This is a genomic window from Enterobacter sp. fkY84-1 (genome assembly GCF_052974705.1).
In genome coordinates this window covers 4,083,416-4,103,395 of sequence record NZ_CP169393.1, presented here as the reverse complement: position 1 = coordinate 4,103,395, position 19,980 = coordinate 4,083,416, and the positions used below count along the sequence as shown (strand labels likewise).

The following is a 19,980-nucleotide window of genomic DNA, read 5'->3' as shown; positions in this document are numbered from 1 at the left end:
CTCATGCCCCCTCAACGCAGGGGGCATTTTTTTGCCCGCTAAACATACAAAATTGTTTATATAATTACTCACACATATTCATCCGCTCTTGAAAAACAATGCTCCTGCTTTTTCCTATAACAGAATGTAAGGACAGTAAGATGATGAAAATGACCCGTATTGCGTTGGCAGCCGCCGCGCTGGCCGTGTGCAGTTTTACGGCGCAGGCCGCTAACGTTGAGGCTGCTCCGTCTCCATCGCAGGACCCGCTGGTTCAGCACCTGAAGCTCAGCAATGAGCAGGTTAAGAAGATTGAAGATCTGCATAAGCAGCTGGAACAAAATGTCAGCAAGATCCCAATGACGGGCGTGAAGGACGGTGCGCTGATCGACATGTTCCAGGCGGGTAAATGGGACGAAAGCACGGTGAAAAGCCAGCTTAGTGCATTCAGCAAAATTGAAGAGCAGACCCGCTATTACCGCGTGAAATATTACTTCGACGTCAGCCAGGTGTTAACGCCGGAACAGCGCAAACAGATTAGAACGGATATGGCTAACGCGCTGGCTGAGTAATCCTGAAATCATTCATTAGAAATGAGACCTCACAGAATCGCTTTAAATAGATTCTGTGAGGAATGATCCTGACTTTCATGCTGATGCCCGTTCATTCCATGCATCTGAGAATTGAATGTTCCCGTCGCAATAGGTCCAGGTCGCTTTTTCGTAGCGCAATTGAATAGATTCAAGGTGGCCAGTACCAGGACAGTGACGAGTATCGTTAACAATTGGGGAGATAGAGACAACTTTCACACTGTCCAGCTCAGTTTTAAAATATTCTACCTCCAGACCTGCATCATTAATTCGGTAATATCTAATCTCAACTTTCTTAAGGTTTTGTCCTGTCGCTACCGCCTTATAAAGATAGGGAGATGAGCTATCAATTTCCTTCTCGAAAAGAAAAGGAGCGTGTTTCCTCGTCCCGGTTAATCTTCCGGAGAGTGGATCGGTTGGAATACTCACATTATGGGTTAAACCTCTAATTTCAACACTCCCTTCACGATCCTGAACATCACATGAACCTTTAATGAGTGAGCCACCATCGTCATAGAACCAAATGTGAACAGGTATGGCCATTATAAATACTCCTTCTAAATATCAATCGTGTATCCATTTACCTGCTTTAACCGCTTCGGCAAACATTCTTACCGTCAATGGCTTTGATATTTGCTTAACCGGTTCTTTAGTAAACCATTTCCTGAAAAACCAGGTTTGAGTCCAGGGGAAATAATTTTCAGTGTTAACGTCGATAAGGTACACTTTTTCAAATCTCTCAATGGCATATACAACATCATCCAGATCGGTGTAATCCTGTAGAACATCATCCATCTCAAGTGGGATTCGCTTGCCAGTAAATGTTCCTTGTTCTGGTAAAATATCTCTGAAGAATTTCAAAACATCCGTTTCACTAGTCATATTCACCAAATCCGATCTTTAGGATGAGCAATTGTATTATAGCGTGAGAGCGTTTTGTAACTTATCATTGCAACATCTGCAGTAAGTATGGTTATTCCTAATGCCGGTATCCATCTACCGATGAATGCACCTAAGTTTTTTGTATACATTGGTTTTCGGTATCTGAAGCTTGCAAGTGTAATTGTAGGTAGTCGGTGTGGTAGCTGTACATTCAGTAGATCTCGCAGGTATTTAGATGCTACAGATGTGCCTATTGTAGCCGTTTCTGGCTTTGTTCTGGTTTCAAGTATCGGTAAACCAAGAACCATAGTGGCCATCATTACGACATCCTTTAATCCGCCGAACTGTTCATCGGTGGCATCCAGAAAAATCCAAAAAAATAACTCAGATGCTGAGATGTTACATACTCCTTTATAAAAGTATGTTCCATTGAGTTCTTCAACGCTGTCCATAGTAACCGTAATCATCCGGTGGTTTGTTGAAATATCATCCTATAAAAAAGAAAAGGCTGAGAGTAGGGCTTTCATCTTTATAAATTCTGAAATATTCTCGTTTTAATGATGATATGATTTTTTGAACTGCATCACTTTTGGAAAATGTTATCTGTTTTTTATGGTTTAATAGAATTTCTTACTCTTAATGCGGAAAACTCTCATAAAAGTTGTGACTTTTTTCTCCCTCGCTCCGGTTAAGATTTTCTCACACCAATAACAAGCACCTGCTGCCATCTGAATCGCAATCGCTGGCGATCGGAACCCTATAAAAACAACTGTTTACCCTACATAATAAGCGAGTGCCCCATGGATACGGCAACAAACAGCAGTGTCATTGTGAATGATTCCCCCGCGCCAAGGCGGGCGGGAATGAGTGAAAGCGAGTGGCGAGAGGCGATTAAATTCGACAGCACCGACACGGGTTGGGTCATCATGAGTATTGGGATGGCTATCGGCGCGGGGATTGTTTTTCTCCCCGTGCAGGTCGGATTAATGGGGCTGTGGGTATTTTTGCTCTCCTCCATTATTGGTTATCCCGCCATGTATTTATTCCAGCGGTTGTTTATTAACACGCTGGCGGAATCCCCGGAATGCAAAGACTACCCGAGCGTGATTAGCGGGTATTTGGGCAAAAACTGGGGCATTTTATTAGGTGCGCTCTATTTCGTCATGCTGGTGATCTGGATGTTTGTCTATTCCACGGCCATTACCAACGACAGCGCCTCGTATTTGCACACCTTCGGCGTGACCGACGGTTTGCTCTCGGAAAATCCGTTCTACGGTTTATTTCTGATTTGCATTCTGGTCGCGATTTCGTCACGCGGTGAAAAGCTGCTGTTTAAAGTGTCCAGCCTGATGGTGCTTACCAAGCTGTTTGTCGTTGCGGCGCTGGGGCTGTCAATGATTGGCCTCTGGCATTTAGCCAACGTGGGCATGCTGCCGCCGCTGGGGCTGCTGATTAAAAATGCCATCATTACGCTGCCCTTTACCTTAACCTCCATTCTCTTTATTCAGACCCTGAGCCCGATGGTGATCTCGTACCGTTCACGTGAAAAATCGGTGGAGGTGGCGCGTCATAAGGCACTGCGGGCGATGAACATTGCCTTTGGTATCCTGTTTGTGACGGTCTTCTTCTACGCCGTCTCCTTCACCCTGGCGATGGGGCACGATGAGGCGGTCAAAGCCTACGAGCAGAATATCTCTGCCCTGGCGATTGCGGCGCAGTTTATCAGCGGCGACGGCGCGGGCTGGGTCAAAATCGTCAGCGTGATCCTCAATATCTTCGCTGTGATGACTGCGTTTTTCGGCGTTTACCTCGGCTTCCGCGAGGCTACGCAGGGTATCGTCATGAACATCCTGCGCCGCAAAATGCCGGCAGAAAGAATCAATGAAAACGCCGTCCAGCGCGGGATTATGCTGTTCGCCATTCTGCTGGCCTGGAGCGCGATAGTCCTGAACGCGCCGGTGTTGAGCTTCACCTCCATTTGCAGCCCCATCTTCGGCATGGTGGGCTGTCTGATCCCGGCATGGCTGGTCTACAAGGTACCGGCGCTGCATAAATATAAAGGCGTATCGCTGGTGATAATCATCATCACCGGACTGCTGCTTTGTGTTTCTCCTTTCCTCGCATTCTCCTGAGGGTCATTAAGGTCGTAACGATGTCTGAGCAAACTCATCCTTTATGGAATCAATTTATTCGCGCGGTGCAGGAAGAAGTGAAGCCTGCCCTTGGGTGTACCGAACCCGTCTCTCTGGCACTGGCCTGTGCGATTGCCGCAGACTTTTTGCCGGGGGAGGTCACACGGATTGAGGCGTGGGTCTCGCCGAACCTGATGAAAAACGGACTGGGCGTGACGGTGCCGGGTACCGGCATGGTCGGGTTACCGATTGCGGCAGCGCTGGGCGCGATTGGCGGTAATGCGCACGCCGGACTGGAGGTGTTGAAAGATGCCACCGCCGATGCACTGGTCCGCGCCAAAGCCCTGCTTGAGGCAGGGCAAGTGCAGGTAAAACTGCAGGAGCCGTGTGATGAGATCCTCTATTCCCGCGCCTGCGTTTATGCCGGGGATATCTCGGCGATGGTGACCATCGCAGGCGGGCATACCCGGGTGGTGGAAGTGGTTTGCCAGGGGGAAACGCGCTTTACGCTGGATAAGCCCGTGACCGAGGCGGATGGCGATCCGCTGGCGGTACTGTCGCACGCTACGCTGTCGCAGATCCTGGAATTTGTCGAGCAGGTGCCGTTTGAGGCCATCCGCTTCATCCTGGAAGCAGGACAACTGAACGATGCGCTCTCTCGCGAGGGGCTCAGTGGGAAGTGGGGGCTGCATATTGGCGCAACGCTTGATAAGCAGCGCTCGCGCGGATGGCTGGCGCAGGATCTGGGTTCAGACATTGTTATTCGCACCAGTGCCGCCTCGGATGCCAGGATGGGCGGCGCGACGCTGCCGGCGATGAGCAATTCGGGCTCTGGTAACCAGGGGATCACCGCCACCATGCCCGTCGTTGTTGTGGCTGAGCATCTTCAGGCCGGTGACGAACGGCTGGCGCGGGCGCTGATGCTGTCGCATCTGTCGGCGATCTATATCCATTATCAGCTTCCACGCCTGTCCGCACTGTGTGCGGCGACAACGGCGGCGATGGGCGCTGCGGCGGGAATGGCGTGGCTGATGGGTGGCTGTTACCAGACCATCGCGATGGCGATCGGCAGTATGATCGGTGACGTCAGCGGGATGATCTGCGACGGGGCGTCAAACAGCTGCGCCATGAAGGTCTCCACCAGCGTCAGTAGCGCCTGGAAAGCGGTGATGATGGCGCTGGATGAGTCGGGCGTGACGGGCAACGAGGGGATTGTCGCGCACGATGTGGAGCAGTCGATCGCGAACCTGTGCGCGCTGGCGTGCCGCTCGATGCAGGCCACGGACCGGCAGATTATTGAGATCATGGCGAGTAAGGTGTAGCGAGTTCAGGGCTCTATCGGTTCCCTCTCCCTGTGGGAGAGGGTTAGGGTGAGGGCGTTCTTTAAACCGGCAAATCAATCAACAGCGCGCGCAGCGGCGTATCCGCCACCAGGGTAATATTCGCTTCATCACGAATAAACGCGCCGTCGCCGCAGGTGAGCGCTTCTTTCTCTTCCGCGTGCGTCACCGCATGCACCGTACCGTGAATCGACTGCAGATAGGCGCGCGGGCCGTGAAGCTGGAAGCTTGCCTGCTCACCTTTCTTCAGCTCGATATGGTGCAGCCACACCTGCTGACGCAGCTGCAGGCTCTCTTTACTGCCATCAGGGGATGCAATCAGCTGTTGCTTATCGCCCGTTAAATCTAACTTCTGTACCAGCGGATTTTCCCGCTCAGGGCAGGCGTCGAGCCACAGCTGCATGCGCGTCAGCGTTTTGTCTTTGCTGAGGTTATGCTCGCTGTAGCTGATGCCCGGCTGCGTGGAAATTAACAGCGCTTCGCCAGCCTTTGCCTGGACATGATTGCCCTCGCTATCGCGGTATTCTGCCTCGCCTTCCAGGATCAGGTTCAGGATATCGACTTTCGGGTACGTACGCGGCTGGAAGGAGGCGCCCGGGGCGAGCACTTCCTGGTTCAACACGCGCAGTGAAGCGTAACCGAGGAGTTTAGGGTCAAAGTAGTGTCCAAAGGAAAAGGTGTAGCGGGCCTGCAGCCAACCGAAATCGGCTTGTCCGCACTGTTTAGCTGTTCTTGTCGTAATCATAAACGTGACCTCTCTTTACACTAAAACAATGGTAAAGGTATGGACGCTTCATTGTTAGCCAGATATTCTGCCTGGTATGTTCAAATTTCCTGAATGAGAACGAGATGGCTAAAGAGAGAGCATTGACGCTTGAGGCGCTTCGCGTCATGGACGCGATTGACCGGCGCGGCAGTTTTGCGGCGGCGGCCGATGAACTGGGGCGCGTTCCGTCTGCGCTGAGCTACACCATGCAGAAGCTGGAGGAAGAGCTGGACGTGGTGCTTTTTGACCGCTCCGGTCATCGAACAAAATTCACCAATGTCGGCCGAATGCTGCTGGAGCGCGGCCGCGTGCTGCTGGAAGCGGCGGATAAGCTGACGACCGACGCCGAAGCGCTGGCGCGCGGTTGGGAAACCCATCTGACGCTCGTGACCGAAGCGCTGGTGCCGACCGAAGCGCTGTTTCCGCTGGTGGACCGCCTGGCGGCGAAGGCCAATACGCAGCTGTCGATCATCACCGAGGTGCTGGCAGGGGCGTGGGAACGTCTGGAGACGGGCAGGGCAGATATCGTTATTGCGCCGGACATGCACTTCCGTTCCTCATCGGAAATCAACTCGCGCAAGCTCTACAGCGTCATGAACGTCTACGTTGCCGCCCCCAACCATCCGATTCACCAGGAGCCGGAGCCGCTCTCTGAAGTGACGCGCGTGAAATATCGCGGCGTGGCGGTCGCGGATACCGCGCGCGAGCGTCCGGTGCTGACGGTGCAGCTGCTGGATAAGCAGCCACGTCTGACGGTGACCTCACTGGAAGACAAACGGCAGGCGCTGCTGGCCGGTCTGGGCGTGGCGACGATGCCGTACCCGTTTGTGGAGAAAGATATTGCGGAAGGGCGGCTGCGGGTCGTGAGTCCGGAGTACACCAGCGAAGTGGATATCATTATGGCGTGGCGTCGCGACAGCATGGGCGAAGCCAAATCATGGTGCCTGCGCGAAATACCCAAACTCTTCGCCCACCACAATAAATAAACGAGTAGGCCCGGTAAGCGTAAGCGCCACCGGGCAGTAATTTACGCGACGATCTTAGGATCCGGACCAAAGCGGTTTTCACCTGGGGTGCCGCTCTGGCAGTTGAAGATAAGAATCACGATCCAGCCCACGATCGGGATCAACAGCAGCAATAACCACCACGCCGAACGATCGGTGTCGTGCAGCCGACGGAACAATACCGCCCACGATGGCAGCAGGACTAACAGGCCATAAATGGTGGTCAGCACGCCTTCACCGCCAGCCCGCTCCCAGCCAAGAATTTTATCCACAATACCCAGCACCATGATGAGGATGAAGTTCACCAGAACGAACATCCAGTACTCTTTGCGGCGGGCGCGGCCACCAAATCCAATGTAGTTGCGCAGTACTTTTAAATACCAGTCCATTTTCCTTGCCTCATTAGTCAGTCAATCACTTGTTTTCTAAGCGATCGAGGTAAGAATAGATGGAGATTGTGAATTAAAAAAGGGCATCTGGTGATGCCCTTAATATTTATCCAAAACGGACGTCGCGCCCGTGCGGTTCATCCAGATCCTGCCACGGCCCGATGGAGATAATACCCGTCGGGTTGATGGTCTTGTGGCTGCGGAAATAGTGGGTGCGAATATGGTCGAAGTCGACCGTCTCCGCGATGCCCGGCATCTGGTAGATGTCGCGCAGGAAACCATGCAGGTTCAGGTAGTCGCTGATGCGGTGCTTGTCGCACTTAAAGTGGGTGACATAGACCGGATCAAAGCGAACCAGCGTGGTCCACAGGCGAATGTCCGCTTCCGTCAGGCGATCGCCCGTCAGGTAGCGATGCTGGCCCAGGATCTGTTCCAGGCGTTCCAGCGATTCAAACACCTTTCCGACCGCTTCGTCATACGCTTCCTGGCTGGTGGCGAAACCGGCCTTATAGACACCGTTATTGACGTTGTCGTAAATCCAGCCGTTCAGCTCATCAATTTTCTCGCGCAGCTCCACCGGATAGTAATCTCCGGCACGGGCGCCGTGCGCGTCAAACGCGGTATTGAACATGCGGATGATTTCCGCAGACTCATTGCTGACAATCGTCTGGTTTTTCTTGTCCCACAGTACCGGCACGGTCACGCGCCCGGTGTAGTGCGGATCGGCGCGCAGATAGAGCTGGTACAGGAAATCGTGGTGATAAAGATCGTCGCCGGTTGCCGCAGGGAAATCACTGTCAAACGTCCAGCCATTTTCCAGCATCAGCGGGTTGACCACGGAAACCGGAATGAAGGATTCGAGACCTTTAAGCTTGCGCACGATCAGCGTGCGGTGGGCCCACGGGCAGGCGAGGGAAACATAAAGATGATAACGATCTTTCTCAGCCGCGAAGCCGCCTTCGCCGCTCGGGCCTGGTGCGCCGTCGGCGGTCAGCCAGTTACGGAAGGCCGAAACAGAGCGCTTAAAGCGACCTCCGGTGGATTTGGTGTCATACCAGACATCCTGCCAGACGCCGTCTACGAGTTGTCCCATTTTTTCTCCTCCGTCAGATAGCAAAAGCGAGGAGATGTCTCCTCGCTTTGTGTTTATTCAGTATAGCGTGCTTACCATTTCTTATTCAGAAGACGGTCGATGCTGTATGCGCCCGGGCCAGTGACGGCCAGCAGCAGGAAGCCACCCGCGATGGTCAGGTTTTTCATGAACATCAGTGAGTTCACGCCTTCCGCAAAGTTGCTGTGGAAGATGAACGCGGTCAGCAGGGTGAAGCCTGCGGTAAACAGCGCGGTGGTGCGGGTCAGGAAGCCGAACAGCACTGCCAGGCCGCCGCCGAACTCAAGAAGAATGGTCAGTGGCAACAGGAACCCCGGAACGCCCATGGCTTCCATATACTGCTGGGTACCCGCATAACCGGTGATTTTGCCCCAACCTGCCACGATGAACAGAATTGGCATCAGAATACGCGCGACCAGTACACCAACATCTTCTAATTTTTTCATTTTACTCTCCAGGAAACCACATCAGCGGCTGAACGTTATTTGTCTGCAATTCCGGGTAGATACCGCGTCGTTGCTGTCGATGGAGAGCATCATAAACGTGACGGTGGGCGATTGTTAGCAAGGAAAACTGTCAATCTTCTTCAAAGATATTGAGTAAGGGAGGGGGAGGATTTTGCCGGGTGGCGCTGCGCTTACCCGGCCTACGAGTGTAAGTAGGCCGGGTAAGGCGTAGCCGCCACCCGGCGAGAAGGCTAGCGTAATTGCTGCTGACGGATCGTGGCTTTCACCAGACGCCAGGCGCTCCAGGCACCAAAACCACGGCGCGCCCAGCGGATGAGCATATTTGGATGACGAACCGTCCAGATAGCCATCACGCTGCTGCCGACCAGCGCCCATGAACGCAGGCTCAGGAAGGTGTTCCAGCCCCGGTCAAACCGTCGCGTCGCGTCAATCCAGTCGCGACGGCTGGCCGACAGATCCAGCCGTTGCTGCTGGATCTGGCTTAGCAGGTACGCTTTTCGCTTTTGACGTTCGGCTTTACCGCTCACGGCTTGTCATCCTCCAGCAGGGCGCGATCGTTAGCCAACTCCTGACGCGTATGGCGCAGGAACGTGGACTTACGCGCTTTACGCAGCGTCCATATGCCGCCAATCAGCGCCGCGACCAGCAGAACGACGGTCGTGGCAATCATGGCGTTAAGACGATACTGCGGGTCAATGGCCCAGATGATTAACACCATCAGGCTCATCAGACCAAACGCGGCGAAGAGCATGGTCAGTCCAAGCATCAGCAGCATCTGGAAGAGGTTCGCTTTCTCCTCCTCCAGTTCGACCACTGCCAGCCGGACGCGCGTTTCGGCAATCCCGACCAGCGTCGTCAAAATACGCTGGCCGATGCCGAGGACGTTGTTAGCAGGCCCTTGTGCGTGACGAGGATCTTCCATATCAACGACGCGTCAGCAGGACACCCAGTACCACACCGACTGCGGCACCAATCCCGACACCCGTCCATGGATTATCACGCACGTATTCGTCCGCACGCGCGGCCGCTTCGCGGGTCTGTTTTGCCAGCGCATCGCCGGTTTCACCCAGGCGATAGCGGCTCTCTTTCAGCGCCTGCTCCGCCTTGCTGCGCAGCTTGCTGACCTCTTCTTTTGACTTGTCAGCAGAGGAGTTCAGCACCTCTTCCAGGGTATCGGCCAGGGATTTCAGTTCAGCGCGCAGATGTTCAGACGTCGTATCTTTTGACATGATTCTCTCCTGTTGAGATTTCCGTTAACTCAATAATCGCGAGCTTCCAGCGCTTTCAGGTCGTCCTGCGCTTCTTTCAACTTCTTCTCGCGCTTAGCAATTTTTTCCGCATCCCCTTTCTCTTTCGCTTCCTGCAGGTCGCGACGGCGCTCGGCTATCTCGTCCTTCTGTTCAGCGATTTTCTTCTGGTGGTCGGCACGCAGCTTGCTGTCTGAACAGTTCGCTTTCACTTCGCTCAGCGCTTTTTTAAGACCATCAACACGGTGCTGATTGTTATGCTTTTCGGCATAACCGATCTCACGCTGAATATCCTGTTCTTTCTCCTGACAGAGAGAATTTGCGAAGGATGCTGTGCTTAAAGAAAAAAGGGCCAGAGCCAGAGTCATGCGGAATTTCATTATCGAAACCTTCCATTGTGTTGCGGCGTAAGCCGCTATCCAAAGTTATGCGGAGTACATTCGAGGGGTGCTCCGCGTACTTAAGCATAGTAAGTAAACGGGGGATTCACCAAAGTGAGTGAAAAGATTCGGAATCCTGGTAATTATCCAAACCGATGCGACGTATCGCGAATCAGCGACAGCCAGGCAGCAGGCTGGCTGTCATCTTCCTGCTGAGCGATGATATACCCGTGCGGCAGCGTACGGTCGAGAACCACTTTTGCGGCGGCACTTTGCGCTCGGGAATCAAACTTGATCAGTAAAACATCGTCCTGCGGGGTGATGCTTTTAAAGCGGATCCCGTTCGCGTCCAGATGGTGCCAGACAGAAAAACCGTCAGGCACGCTGGCACCCTGGTTCACCGGGCGAATGGCCAGCGTGGATTCCTGGTGCGAAAGCGCGCTCCATGCCAGCAGCATGGCGCTGAGCACCACCAGTGTCATCACGGCATAGGCAAAACGGCGCAGGGCGAGCGGTGAGATAGCCATCGTTAGCCTCTGGCTCCGTATTTCTTTTTCCACAGGACGACCAGCGAGCCGATCAGACCGAAGACCAGCAGCACCACAGGCAGCAGCATCAGGCAGGACATCAGCTGGTCTTCATATTTCATAAAGACTGGCGTTTTCCCCAACGCATAGCCGAGCGTCGTCAGAATCAGTACCCACAGCAGGCCGCTCATCCAGTTAAAGAACTGGAAGCGCGCGCTGCTCAGCCCCGACAGACCGGCAATGGTCGGCAACAGGGTGCGTACAAAGGCGATAAAGCGGCCAATCAGCAGCGCAGAAAGCCCGTGCTTATGGAAAAGGTGGTGCGCCCGCTGGTGATAATGTGCAGGCAGGTGCGAGAGCCAGTTCTGGACGATCCGGGTATTGCCCAGCCATCTTCCCTGGATGTAGCTGACCCAGCAGCCGAGACTCGCGGCGACGGTCAGTAACAAAATAGTTTGCGGGAATGCCATCGCCCCTTTGGCGCACAGCACGCCGACAAGCACCAGTAAACTGTCACCGGGCAGGAAAGCAGCAGGCAGCAAGCCGTTCTCAAGGAACAGGATCATAAACAAGACGAAATAGAGCATGCCAATCATGGAAGGGTTGGCCAGCGTTTCAAAATCCTGCGCCCAGAGGGCATGCAGTAGTTGGGTCAAAAGTTCCATTCAGTGTTCCTGGAAATCGGTTAACGTCATGCCTGTTATCCGGGACAAACAGCACGGCGACATGGTTGTGATTTCATTATGGTCGCTCGCGGACACATTGCGGTGTGGCCAACACTGTTCCCTGTTAATTGGCTTGTTAGCAAGCACTAACTTACAAAATAACGAAGTGAATCCAATTGTAACAAAGCCCAACGTTCTGCGTCACAGAATTTGCAGGCGTGAGTTGATTTTGGCGTAAGCCCAGAAAGTGAGCGAGAGGATTTACAAAGGCTGACACTATATATGTTTTGCTTACCCACGTTCGCCGGAAGGCGCAGCGAAGCGCCTGCCAGCGGGAAGGTCATCTATTTTGCGGCACTGGGGACCGTATCGAGATGAACAACGGGATTATCGGCGAAAAGATAGCGGTCAGCGTTAAATTCGAAGTCGTCGCTGGTTTCATTGAACAGCATCTGCTTGGTGTTTTCCAGGTGCTGCCACATCGCCAGCTTAGCGGCGTGCGGATCTTTACGAATCAGCGCTTTAAGGATTTGATCGTGATCGTCACACCAGTTGTCGACGGTACGGGAATCGATATGGTCGTGCAGTTTTTTCCAGTACGGGTTGTGAACGCGCTGAGTCCACATTTTCTCAACGATTGCCGCCAGTGCCGTATTCTGGGTTGCCAGGGCGACCTGGACGTGGAACTGCAGATCCCACTCAGAATCGCGGAAACATTTTTCCTTGCGGGCATTCTCCTGGATTTCCATCAACTTCATGATGTCCTGCTTGGTCACCTGCGTGGCCGCAAATTCAGCAATGTTGCTTTCAATCAGCTGGCGAGCCTGGAGCAGCTCAAACGGACCGTAGCTGGCGAATTCCAGACTTTCGTCCGCGACGGGAGAGTGTTTCGGCAGATTGGAAATGACGTGAATGCCGGAGCCTTTGCGTACCTCAACGTAGCCTTCGACTTCCAGCATGATGATCGCTTCGCGCACCACGGTGCGGCTGACGCTTTTTTCATCCGCGATAAAGCGCTCGGCGGGCAGTTTATCACCGACAAGATAGACACCCTGCTCGATGCGATCTTTCAGCTCCGCAGCAAGTTGTTGATATAAACGACGTGGTTCGGTGATTTCCATATGCGCTCCAGGCAGGGTACGGCAGATGATTTGTTATACCACTTTTGCGTGCCACTCTCCAGATTTTGCCATTAAAAAAGCCACTACTGAGTGGCCTTTAAATGCCCGGCGGCGCTTCGCTTGCACGGGCCTACGGGTTTTGTAGGCCGGGTAAGCGTAGCGCCACCCGGCACAGCAATGCTAACTCTGCGTGGCCGGTTTCCCGAGGGACTCTTTTGCCAGCTCCTCTGCCGATTTGCTTTTCAGCACCGTCCAGATCACCACCGCGCCCAGCAGGTCGAAGACCGCCAGTACCGCAAACAGCGGGCTGAAGCCGATGGTATCCGCCAGCGCGCCGACGACCAGCGCGAACATCGTACTCGCGGTCCAGGCGGCCATCCCGGTCAGGCCGTTGGCGGTGGCCACTTCGTTGCGACCGAAGACGTCAGACGAGAGCGTAATCAGCGCGCCGGACAGGGACTGGTGCGCAAAACCACCGATGCACAGCAGGGCGATGGCCACGTACGGGCTGGTGAACAGGCCGATCATGCCCGGGCCAATCATCAGCAGTGCGCCCATGGTGACCACCATCTTACGGGAAACGATCAGGTTCACGCCAAACCAGCGCTGGAACAGCGGTGGCAGGTAGCCGCCCACGATACAGCCCAGGTCAGCGAACAGCATCGGCATCCAGGCGAACATCGCGATCTCTTTCAGGTTAAAGCCGTAGACTTTAAACATGAACAGTGGGATCCACGCGTTGAAGGTCCCCCAGGCCGGTTCCGCCAGGAAACGCGGCAGGGCGATACCCCAGAACTGACGGGTGCCCAGGATCTGCCAGACGGTCATTTTTTTGCCGTTGTTGGTCTGATGCTGCGCTTCCTGACCACCAATGATGTACTCGCGTTCTTCTTCGGAGAGTTTTTTCTGATCGCGCGGGTGCTTATAGAAAACCAGCCACGCGATTGCCCAGGCGAAGCTCAGCACGCCGGAAATGATGAAAGCCATCTGCCAGCTGTGCATCACGATAGCCCACACCACCAGCGGCGGCGCAATCATCGCCCCGATGGACGAACCCACGTTGAAGTAGCCGACAGCAATAGAGCGCTCTTTTGCCGGGAACCACTCGGAACTGGCCTTCAGTCCCGCCGGGATCATCGCGGCTTCTGCCGCACCGACCGCACCGCGCGCCAGCGCCAGGCCGCCCCAGCTGCCCGCCAGCGCGGTGGCTCCGCAGAACACCGCCCAGGCGATGGCGAAGAAGGCATAGCCGATTTTGGTACCGAGGATATCCAGCACGTAGCCTGCAACAGGCTGCATGATGGTGTACGCCGCGGAATAGGCAGCAATGATGTAGGAGTATTGCTGCGTGGAGATATGCAGCTCTTCCATTAACGTCGGCGCTGCGGCTGCGACGGTGTTACGCGTCAGGTAGCCCAGCACGGTACCTAACGTCACCAGTGCGATCATATACCAACGTAACCCTTTAATTTTACGCATGTAAAACCTCATCGTTATAGTATTGCCGTGCCGGGACACGGTAACCGCTCGACCGTTGCCGGGAGCCGTTCAGTAACGGGAGGGGCGTAACCGGGAAATGTCCCGGAACGGCCCGAACCTTGCCAAAAGTCATCTGCATAAGTCGGTTTCCGTACCGTTAAATCTGGTGTAACTGACACCAAGAATGCATTCCGTCGGCTTATAGTTTGCGACGGCGAAAAGATAACTTGTCATACAGCTTTAAAAGGTGAGTGACATCACAAATGTATGATTCTTTGTGGGGACATTATTCGTGTCGCTTCAAGCCAGTACTGGCGCGGCTTGTAGAAGGATTTACCCCAATTTGGGTAATGTATTTGTCTGCGTTTATTGATCTCACTCACGAAAAAAACGTCGGATGGTGGAAATTGGTGTGATAACTTTGCAGCATGTGAACATACGCTTTCTGACGCTCCCGTAATGAGGAAGACGATAATGACGCCGTTTATGACCGACGATTTTCTGTTAGATACCGAATTTGCTCGCCGCCTGTACCACGACTATGCAAAAGATCAGCCGATTTTCGACTACCACTGCCATTTGCCGCCGCAGCAGGTTGCCGAAAATTACCGTTTCAAAAACCTGTATGACATCTGGCTGAAGGGTGACCATTACAAATGGCGTGCGATGCGCACCAACGGCGTGGCTGAGCGCCTGTGCACCGGCGATGCGACCGATCGCGAGAAGTTTGACGCCTGGGCGGCGACCGTCCCGCACACCATCGGTAACCCGCTCTATCACTGGACGCACCTTGAGCTGCGTCGCCCGTTTGGCATCACCGGCAAACTGCTCTCTCCAACGACCGCCGATGAAATCTGGGACCAGTGCAATGCGCTCCTGGCGCAGGATAACTTCTCCGCACGCTGCATCATGAAGCAGATGAACGTGAAGATGGTGGGCACCACCGACGATCCGATTGACTCCCTGGAGCATCATGCCGTTGTCGCCAAAGACACCTCTTTTGATATCAAAGTGCTGCCAAGCTGGCGCCCGGACAAAGCCTTCAACATTGAGCAGGCCACGTTCAACGACTACATGGCGAAGCTGGCGGAAGTGTCCGATACCGACATCCGTCGTTTCGCCGATCTGCAAACCGCGCTGACCAAACGTCTGGATCACTTCGCGGCGCACGGCTGTAAAGTCTCTGACCACGCGCTGGACGTGGTGCTGTTTGCGGAATCAAACGAGGCCGAGCTGGACGGTATTCTGGCGCGTCGCCTCTCCGGTGAATCGCTTAGCGAGCACGAAGTGGCGCAGTTCAAAACGGCGGTACTGGTGTTCCTCGGTGCCGAATACGCGCGTCGCGGCTGGGTACAGCAGTACCACATCGGTGCGCTGCGCAATAACAACCAGCGCCAGTTTAAACTGCTGGGTGCGGACGTGGGCTTTGACTCCATCAACGACCGTCCGCTGGCGGAAGAGCTGTCAAAACTGCTGAGCAAACAGAACGAACAAAACCTGCTGCCGAAAACCATTCTCTACTGCCTGAACCCGCGCGATAACGAAGTGCTGGGCACGATGATCGGCAACTTCCAGGGCGAAGGGATGCCGGGCAAGATGCAGTTCGGCTCCGGCTGGTGGTTCAACGATCAGAAAGACGGCATGGAGCGTCAGATGACGCAGCTGGCGCAGCTTGGCCTGCTGAGCCGCTTTGTCGGCATGCTGACCGACAGCCGCAGCTTCCTGTCCTATACCCGTCATGAATACTTCCGCCGCATTCTGTGCCAGATGATTGGCCGCTGGGTGCACGCAGGCGAAGCGCCGGCGGATATCCATCTGCTGGGCGACATGGTGAAAAACATCTGCTTTAACAATGCGCGTGACTACTTCGCCATTGAACTGAACTAGGGCCGTTTGAGGTTGATATGCAATACATCAAAATCCATTCGCTGGATAACGTGGCCGTCGCGCTGGCAGATTTAACCGAAGGGACGGAAGTCACCTTCGACAACCAGTCGGTGACGTTACGCCAGTCCGTTGGACGTGGACATAAGTTTGCCCTGATCCCCATCGCCAAAGGGGAGAACGTGGTGAAGTACGGTCTGCCCATCGGTCATGCGCTGGCGGATATTGCGCCGGGTGAATACATCCATTCCCACAACGCCCGCACAAATCTGAGCGATCTGGACGAGTACAGCTATCAACCTGATTTACCTGCGGCACAAGAGCAGGCGGCGGATCGTGAGGTGCAGATCTATCGCCGCGCAAACGGCGACGTGGGGATCCGCAACGAGCTGTGGATCCTCCCGACCGTCGGCTGCGTGAACGGGATTGCGCGTCAGATCCAGACGCGCTTCCTGAAAGAGACCAACGATGCCGAAGGCACTGACGGCGTGCATCTGTTCAGCCACACCTACGGCTGCTCCCAGCTGGGTGACGACCACATCAACACCCGAACCATGCTGCAAAACATGGTGCACCACCCGAACGCGGGCGCGGTGCTGGTGATTGGCCTGGGCTGCGAGAACAATCAGGTGGACGCCTTCCGCGAGACGCTCGGTGAGTTTGACCCTGAGCGCGTGCACTTTATGGTGTGCCAGCATCAGGACGACGAAGTGGAAGCGGGCGTCGAACAGCTTCATCAGCTGTATGAGGTGATGCGCCACGACAAGCGCCAGCCGGGCAAGCTGAGCGAGCTGAAGTTTGGTCTGGAGTGCGGCGGGTCTGATGGCCTGTCCGGTATCACCGCCAACCCGATGCTGGGGCGCTTCTCGGACTATGTGATCGCCAACGGCGGCACGACGGTGTTGACCGAGGTGCCGGAGATGTTCGGTGCGGAACGTATTCTGATGAGCCACTGCCGTGACGAGGAGACGTTTGAAAAAACCGTCACCATGGTGAACGACTTCAAGCAGTACTTCATTGCCCACAATCAGCCTATTTATGAGAACCCGTCGCCGGGTAACAAAGCGGGAGGGATCACCACGCTGGAAGAGAAATCCCTCGGCTGCACCCAGAAAGCGGGCGCGAGCCAGGTGGTTGACGTTCTGCGCTATGGCGAGCGCCTGAAAACGCACGGTCTGAACCTGCTGAGCGCACCGGGTAACGATGCGGTTGCCACCAGCGCGCTGGCGGGAGCCGGCTGCCATATGGTGCTGTTCAGCACCGGTCGCGGCACGCCGTACGGCGGTTTTGTGCCGACGGTGAAAATCGCCACCAACAGCGAGCTGGCGGCGAAGAAAAAACACTGGATTGACTTTGATGCCGGGCAGCTTATCCACGGCAAGGCGATGCCGCAGCTGCTGACGGAATTCGTGGATGCGATTGTGGAAATTGCCAGCGGCAAGCAGACCTGCAACGAGAAGAACGATTTCCGCGAGCTGGCAATCTTTAAGAGCGGTGTGACGCTATAAGTACTTTGTCGGGTGGCGCTAGCGCTTACCCGACCTACTAAACCCTGTAGGCCCGGTAAGGCGTAGCCGCCACCGGGCTTTTCTTTTTAACTGCGGAGGGCGTTCTTCGCTAAACGCGCGTCTTCCGCCTGACAGGCCGCCGCGGTAAACAGCACGTCGGTAGAGGAGTTCAGCGCGGTTTCGCAGGAGTCCTGCAGCACGCCGATGATAAAGCCGACGGCAACCACCTGCATGGCGATTTCGTTCGGGATGCCGAACATATTACACGCCAGCGGGATCAGCAGCAGCGAACCGCCCGCCACGCCGGATGCGCCGCAGGCACACAGCGATGCCACCACGCTCAGCAGCAGCGCGGTTGGCAGATCCACCGGAATACCCAGCGTATGCACCGCCGCCAGGGTCAGTACAGTGATCGTAATCGCCGCGCCCGCCATGTTCACGGTCGCACCCAGTGGGATCGACACGGAATAGGTATCGCGATCCAGGTTCAGCTTCTCCGCCAGCGCCATGTTCACCGGTATGTTCGCCGCAGAGCTGCGGGTGAAGAAGGCATACACGCCGCTCTCGCGCAGGCAGGTCAGCACCAGCGGATACGGGTTGCGGCGGATCTGCCAGAACACCAGCAGCGGGTTGATCACCAGCGCCACCAGCAGCATACAGCCGACCAGCACAACCAGCAGTTGCGCGTAGCCCCACAGCGCGTCAAAACCGGTGGTTGCAAGCGTAGAGGAGACCAGGCCGAAAATACCGATTGGCGCAAAGCGAATCACCAGCTTCACCATAAAGGTGACAGCGTTGGACAAATCGTTGACCAGGTTTTTCGTGGTTTCGTTGCCGTGACGCAGCGCGAAGCCCAGACCAATCGCCCAGACCAGGATGCCAATGTAGTTTCCGCTCATCAGCGCGGTGATGGGGTTAGAGACCATGCTCATCAGCAGACCGCGAAGGACTTCCACAATCCCGGACGGCGGCGTGATATCACCGGCCGCGCTGGTCAGGTGCAGCGTGGACGGGAACAGGAAGCTAAACACCACGGCCGTTAAGGCTGCAGAGAAGGTTCCCAGAAGATACAGGAACAGAATAGGGCGAATGTTGGTTTTTTGTCCGTGCTGGTGGTTGGCAATCGATGCCATGACCAGCATCAGAACCAGTACCGGCGCGACGGCTTTCAGGGCGCCCACAAACAGCGTCCCGAGCAGCCCCGTGGCCTCCGCAGCAGGTTTTGACACCATGGCCAGCAGAATACCCAGCACCAGTCCTACCAGAATTTGTTTAACCAGACTTCCCTGCGCCAGGCGCGCAAAAAGACCCGTCGATTGTGTGCTCATACATTATTCCTGAGTGAAATTGCGTTCCATTCCGAATGTGCTCTTAGTCACATTTATGTCCGGATGTAAGTAAATGTTTGCCTGGTCGAGTATAGGGAATGCGCGAAAGGAGGGAAGCGTAAAATGCTGGATTTTACGTGTTGCGTCATGTTTTTTAACTATTGATTAACGAAAGTGCCCGGTAAGCGCAGCGCCACCGGGCAAAACGCATTAAGCCTGCTGCTTCTTATCGTGCTGGCGGTTAACCCAGGTATTGATAATCAGCGTCACGATCAGAATGCCAAACACCACGCCGAGCGAAATGGCGATCGGGATATGGTAGAAATCGACGATCAGCATCTTGATACCGATAAACACCAGGATCACCGACAGGCCGTACTTCAGCATGGAGAAGCGCTCCGCCGCGCCCGCCAGCAGGAAGTACATCGCGCGCAGGCCGAGGATGGCGAACAGGTTAGAGGTCAGAACGATGAACGGGTCGGTGGTCACCGCGAAAATGGCCGGAATGCTGTCCACGGCGAAAATCACGTCGCTCAGCTCAACCAGAATCAGCACCAGCAGCAGCGGGGTGGCAAACAGCAGGCCGTTCTTGCGCACGAAGAAGTGCTCGCTCTCGATCTTGTCGGTCATGCGCAGATGGCCGCGGATCCACTTCACCAGCGGGCGATCGCCAATCGCGGAGCCGTCCTCTTTCGCCAGCGCCATTTTGACCCCGGTGAACAGCAGGAACGCGCCGAAGACGTACAGCAGCCACTCGAACTGGGTAATCAGCCAGCTGCCAGCGAAGATCATGATGGTACGCAGGATAATTGCACCCAGCACGCCGTACACCAGCACGCGACGCTGCAGAGCCGCAGGCACGGCGAAGTAGCTGAACAGCATCAGCCAGACGAAGACGTTATCAACCGCCAGGGCTTTTTCAATCAGATAGCCGGTGAGGAAGGCGAGCGCCTGAGGATCGGCCACCGCGCGGCCTTCGGTCGAGGCCAGATACCACCAGAAGGCGGCGCAGAAGAGCAGGGAGAGAGTAACCCAGACCAGCGACCAGGCGGCGGCCTGTTTCATGGTCATGCCGTGCGCGCCGCGACGGCCCTGCAAAAAGAGGTCGATCGCCAGCATGATGAGCACGACAACCGCGAATCCGCCCCACAACATTGGAGTGCCGACAGAATGCATACTAT

The 19,980-nt window shown here is 55.1% G+C and carries 23 protein-coding genes; 6 read left to right on the top strand and 17 right to left on the bottom strand.

What is annotated here, in order from left to right:
* The first annotated feature begins 140 nt into the window (after positions 1–140).
* Positions 141–551: a Spy/CpxP family protein refolding chaperone gene (locus ACEPLT_RS19570; RefSeq protein ID WP_045371418.1), complete on the top strand. Its 411-nt coding sequence runs from the start codon at positions 141–143 to the stop codon at positions 549–551.
* Between the two features lie 75 nt (positions 552–626).
* Here the strand turns inward: ACEPLT_RS19570 and ACEPLT_RS19565 are convergent, their stop codons facing one another.
* From ACEPLT_RS19565 to ACEPLT_RS19555, 3 genes are read right to left on the bottom strand one after another with little or no spacing between them, the layout of a single operon-like run.
* Positions 627–1,112 carry an Hcp family type VI secretion system effector gene (locus ACEPLT_RS19565; RefSeq protein WP_232927468.1) on the bottom strand — a complete coding sequence of 162 codons (486 nt, stop codon included), beginning with the start codon at positions 1,110–1,112 and terminating at the stop codon, positions 627–629.
* A 21-nt stretch (positions 1,113–1,133) separates the two neighbouring features.
* Positions 1,134–1,451: a DUF1493 family protein gene (locus ACEPLT_RS19560; protein ID WP_223540595.1), complete on the bottom strand. Its 318-nt coding sequence runs from the start codon at positions 1,449–1,451 to the stop codon at positions 1,134–1,136.
* A 2-nt stretch (positions 1,452–1,453) separates the two neighbouring features.
* The gene (locus ACEPLT_RS19555; protein WP_111967435.1) at positions 1,454–1,903 is read right to left on the bottom strand and encodes an STM2901 family protein; all 450 of its coding nucleotides are present in this window, start codon (positions 1,901–1,903) and stop codon (positions 1,454–1,456) included.
* A 348-nt stretch (positions 1,904–2,251) separates the two neighbouring features.
* Here ACEPLT_RS19555 and ACEPLT_RS19550 point away from each other — a divergent pair, with 348 nt between their 5' ends.
* Together ACEPLT_RS19550 and ACEPLT_RS19545 are read left to right on the top strand one after the other, a co-directional pair.
* Positions 2,252–3,583: an amino acid permease gene (locus ACEPLT_RS19550; protein WP_063622503.1), complete on the top strand. Its 1,332-nt coding sequence runs from the start codon at positions 2,252–2,254 to the stop codon at positions 3,581–3,583.
* 20 nt (positions 3,584–3,603) lie between these two features.
* Entirely contained in the window at positions 3,604–4,905 is a 1,302-nt protein-coding gene (locus ACEPLT_RS19545; protein WP_232927467.1) for an L-cysteine desulfidase family protein, read from the top strand.
* Positions 4,906–4,966: 61 nt separating this feature from the next.
* Here ACEPLT_RS19545 and ACEPLT_RS19540 read toward each other — a convergent pair whose 3' ends face one another.
* On the bottom strand, positions 4,967–5,668 hold the full coding sequence (locus tag ACEPLT_RS19540) for a pirin family protein (protein ID WP_008503134.1): 702 nt from the start codon (positions 5,666–5,668) through the stop codon (positions 4,967–4,969).
* Positions 5,669–5,772: 104 nt separating this feature from the next.
* Here ACEPLT_RS19540 and yhaJ point away from each other — a divergent pair, with 104 nt between their 5' ends.
* Complete coding sequence (yhaJ, locus tag ACEPLT_RS19535) at positions 5,773–6,675, top strand: DNA-binding transcriptional regulator YhaJ (RefSeq protein ID WP_008503135.1); 903 nt, start codon at positions 5,773–5,775, stop codon at positions 6,673–6,675.
* A 41-nt stretch (positions 6,676–6,716) separates the two neighbouring features.
* Here the strand turns inward: yhaJ and ACEPLT_RS19530 are convergent, their stop codons facing one another.
* The 11 genes from ACEPLT_RS19530 to ACEPLT_RS19480 all read right to left on the bottom strand — a co-directional run bounded on the left by ACEPLT_RS19530 (position 6,717) and on the right by ACEPLT_RS19480 (position 14,079).
* The gene (locus ACEPLT_RS19530; protein WP_008503136.1) at positions 6,717–7,082 is read right to left on the bottom strand and encodes a DUF805 domain-containing protein; all 366 of its coding nucleotides are present in this window, start codon (positions 7,080–7,082) and stop codon (positions 6,717–6,719) included.
* 106 nt (positions 7,083–7,188) lie between these two features.
* Positions 7,189–8,175, bottom strand: coding sequence for a glutathione S-transferase family protein (locus tag ACEPLT_RS19525; protein ID WP_023326148.1), 987 nt, complete (start codon positions 8,173–8,175; stop codon positions 7,189–7,191).
* A 71-nt stretch (positions 8,176–8,246) separates the two neighbouring features.
* Positions 8,247–8,639 carry a DoxX family protein gene (locus ACEPLT_RS19520; RefSeq protein WP_008503138.1) on the bottom strand — a complete coding sequence of 131 codons (393 nt, stop codon included), beginning with the start codon at positions 8,637–8,639 and terminating at the stop codon, positions 8,247–8,249.
* 251 nt (positions 8,640–8,890) lie between these two features.
* Positions 8,891–9,187 (bottom strand): YqjK-like family protein, encoded by a 297-nt coding sequence (locus ACEPLT_RS19515; protein WP_008503139.1) that lies wholly within the window; start codon positions 9,185–9,187, stop codon positions 8,891–8,893.
* On the bottom strand, positions 9,184–9,582 hold the full coding sequence (locus ACEPLT_RS19510; protein WP_014885329.1) for a phage holin family protein: 399 nt from the start codon (positions 9,580–9,582) through the stop codon (positions 9,184–9,186). Before ACEPLT_RS19510 ends, ACEPLT_RS19515 begins: the two co-directional genes overlap by 4 nt.
* Position 9,583: 1 nt before the next feature.
* On the bottom strand, positions 9,584–9,889 hold the full coding sequence (locus tag ACEPLT_RS19505; protein WP_008503141.1) for a DUF883 family protein: 306 nt from the start codon (positions 9,887–9,889) through the stop codon (positions 9,584–9,586).
* 29 nt (positions 9,890–9,918) lie between these two features.
* Positions 9,919–10,287, bottom strand: a complete 369-nt coding sequence (locus tag ACEPLT_RS19500; RefSeq protein ID WP_008503142.1) for a DUF1090 domain-containing protein — start codon at positions 10,285–10,287, stop codon at positions 9,919–9,921.
* A 143-nt stretch (positions 10,288–10,430) separates the two neighbouring features.
* Positions 10,431–10,814, bottom strand: a complete 384-nt coding sequence (gene mzrA, locus ACEPLT_RS19495) for an EnvZ/OmpR regulon moderator MzrA (RefSeq protein ID WP_232927465.1) — start codon at positions 10,812–10,814, stop codon at positions 10,431–10,433.
* 2 nt (positions 10,815–10,816) lie between these two features.
* Positions 10,817–11,479, bottom strand: a complete 663-nt coding sequence (gene yqjA / locus ACEPLT_RS19490; RefSeq protein ID WP_008503144.1) for a DedA family general envelope maintenance protein YqjA — start codon at positions 11,477–11,479, stop codon at positions 10,817–10,819.
* Positions 11,480–11,823: 344 nt separating this feature from the next.
* Positions 11,824–12,600: a transcriptional regulator ExuR gene (exuR, locus tag ACEPLT_RS19485; RefSeq protein ID WP_008503145.1), complete on the bottom strand. Its 777-nt coding sequence runs from the start codon at positions 12,598–12,600 to the stop codon at positions 11,824–11,826.
* 180 nt (positions 12,601–12,780) lie between these two features.
* A complete protein-coding gene (locus tag ACEPLT_RS19480) occupies positions 12,781–14,079 on the bottom strand; it encodes an MFS transporter (RefSeq protein WP_008503146.1) in 1,299 nt (432 codons plus the stop codon).
* A gap of 474 nt (positions 14,080–14,553) precedes the next feature.
* On the opposite strand from ACEPLT_RS19480, the gene uxaC reads away from it, so the two are divergent.
* Positions 14,554–15,966: a glucuronate isomerase gene (gene uxaC, locus ACEPLT_RS19475; protein WP_232927464.1), complete on the top strand. Its 1,413-nt coding sequence runs from the start codon at positions 14,554–14,556 to the stop codon at positions 15,964–15,966.
* Positions 15,967–15,983: 17 nt separating this feature from the next.
* A complete protein-coding gene (locus ACEPLT_RS19470; protein ID WP_032664503.1) occupies positions 15,984–17,471 on the top strand; it encodes a UxaA family hydrolase in 1,488 nt (495 codons plus the stop codon).
* A gap of 86 nt (positions 17,472–17,557) precedes the next feature.
* Here the strand turns inward: ACEPLT_RS19470 and sstT are convergent, their stop codons facing one another.
* On the bottom strand, positions 17,558–18,799 hold the full coding sequence (gene sstT, locus ACEPLT_RS19465) for a serine/threonine transporter SstT (protein WP_008503149.1): 1,242 nt from the start codon (positions 18,797–18,799) through the stop codon (positions 17,558–17,560).
* A 210-nt stretch (positions 18,800–19,009) separates the two neighbouring features.
* Positions 19,010–19,975 (bottom strand): TerC family protein, encoded by a 966-nt coding sequence (locus ACEPLT_RS19460; RefSeq protein WP_021242367.1) that lies wholly within the window; start codon positions 19,973–19,975, stop codon positions 19,010–19,012.
* Between the last annotated feature and the right edge of the window lie 5 nt (positions 19,976–19,980).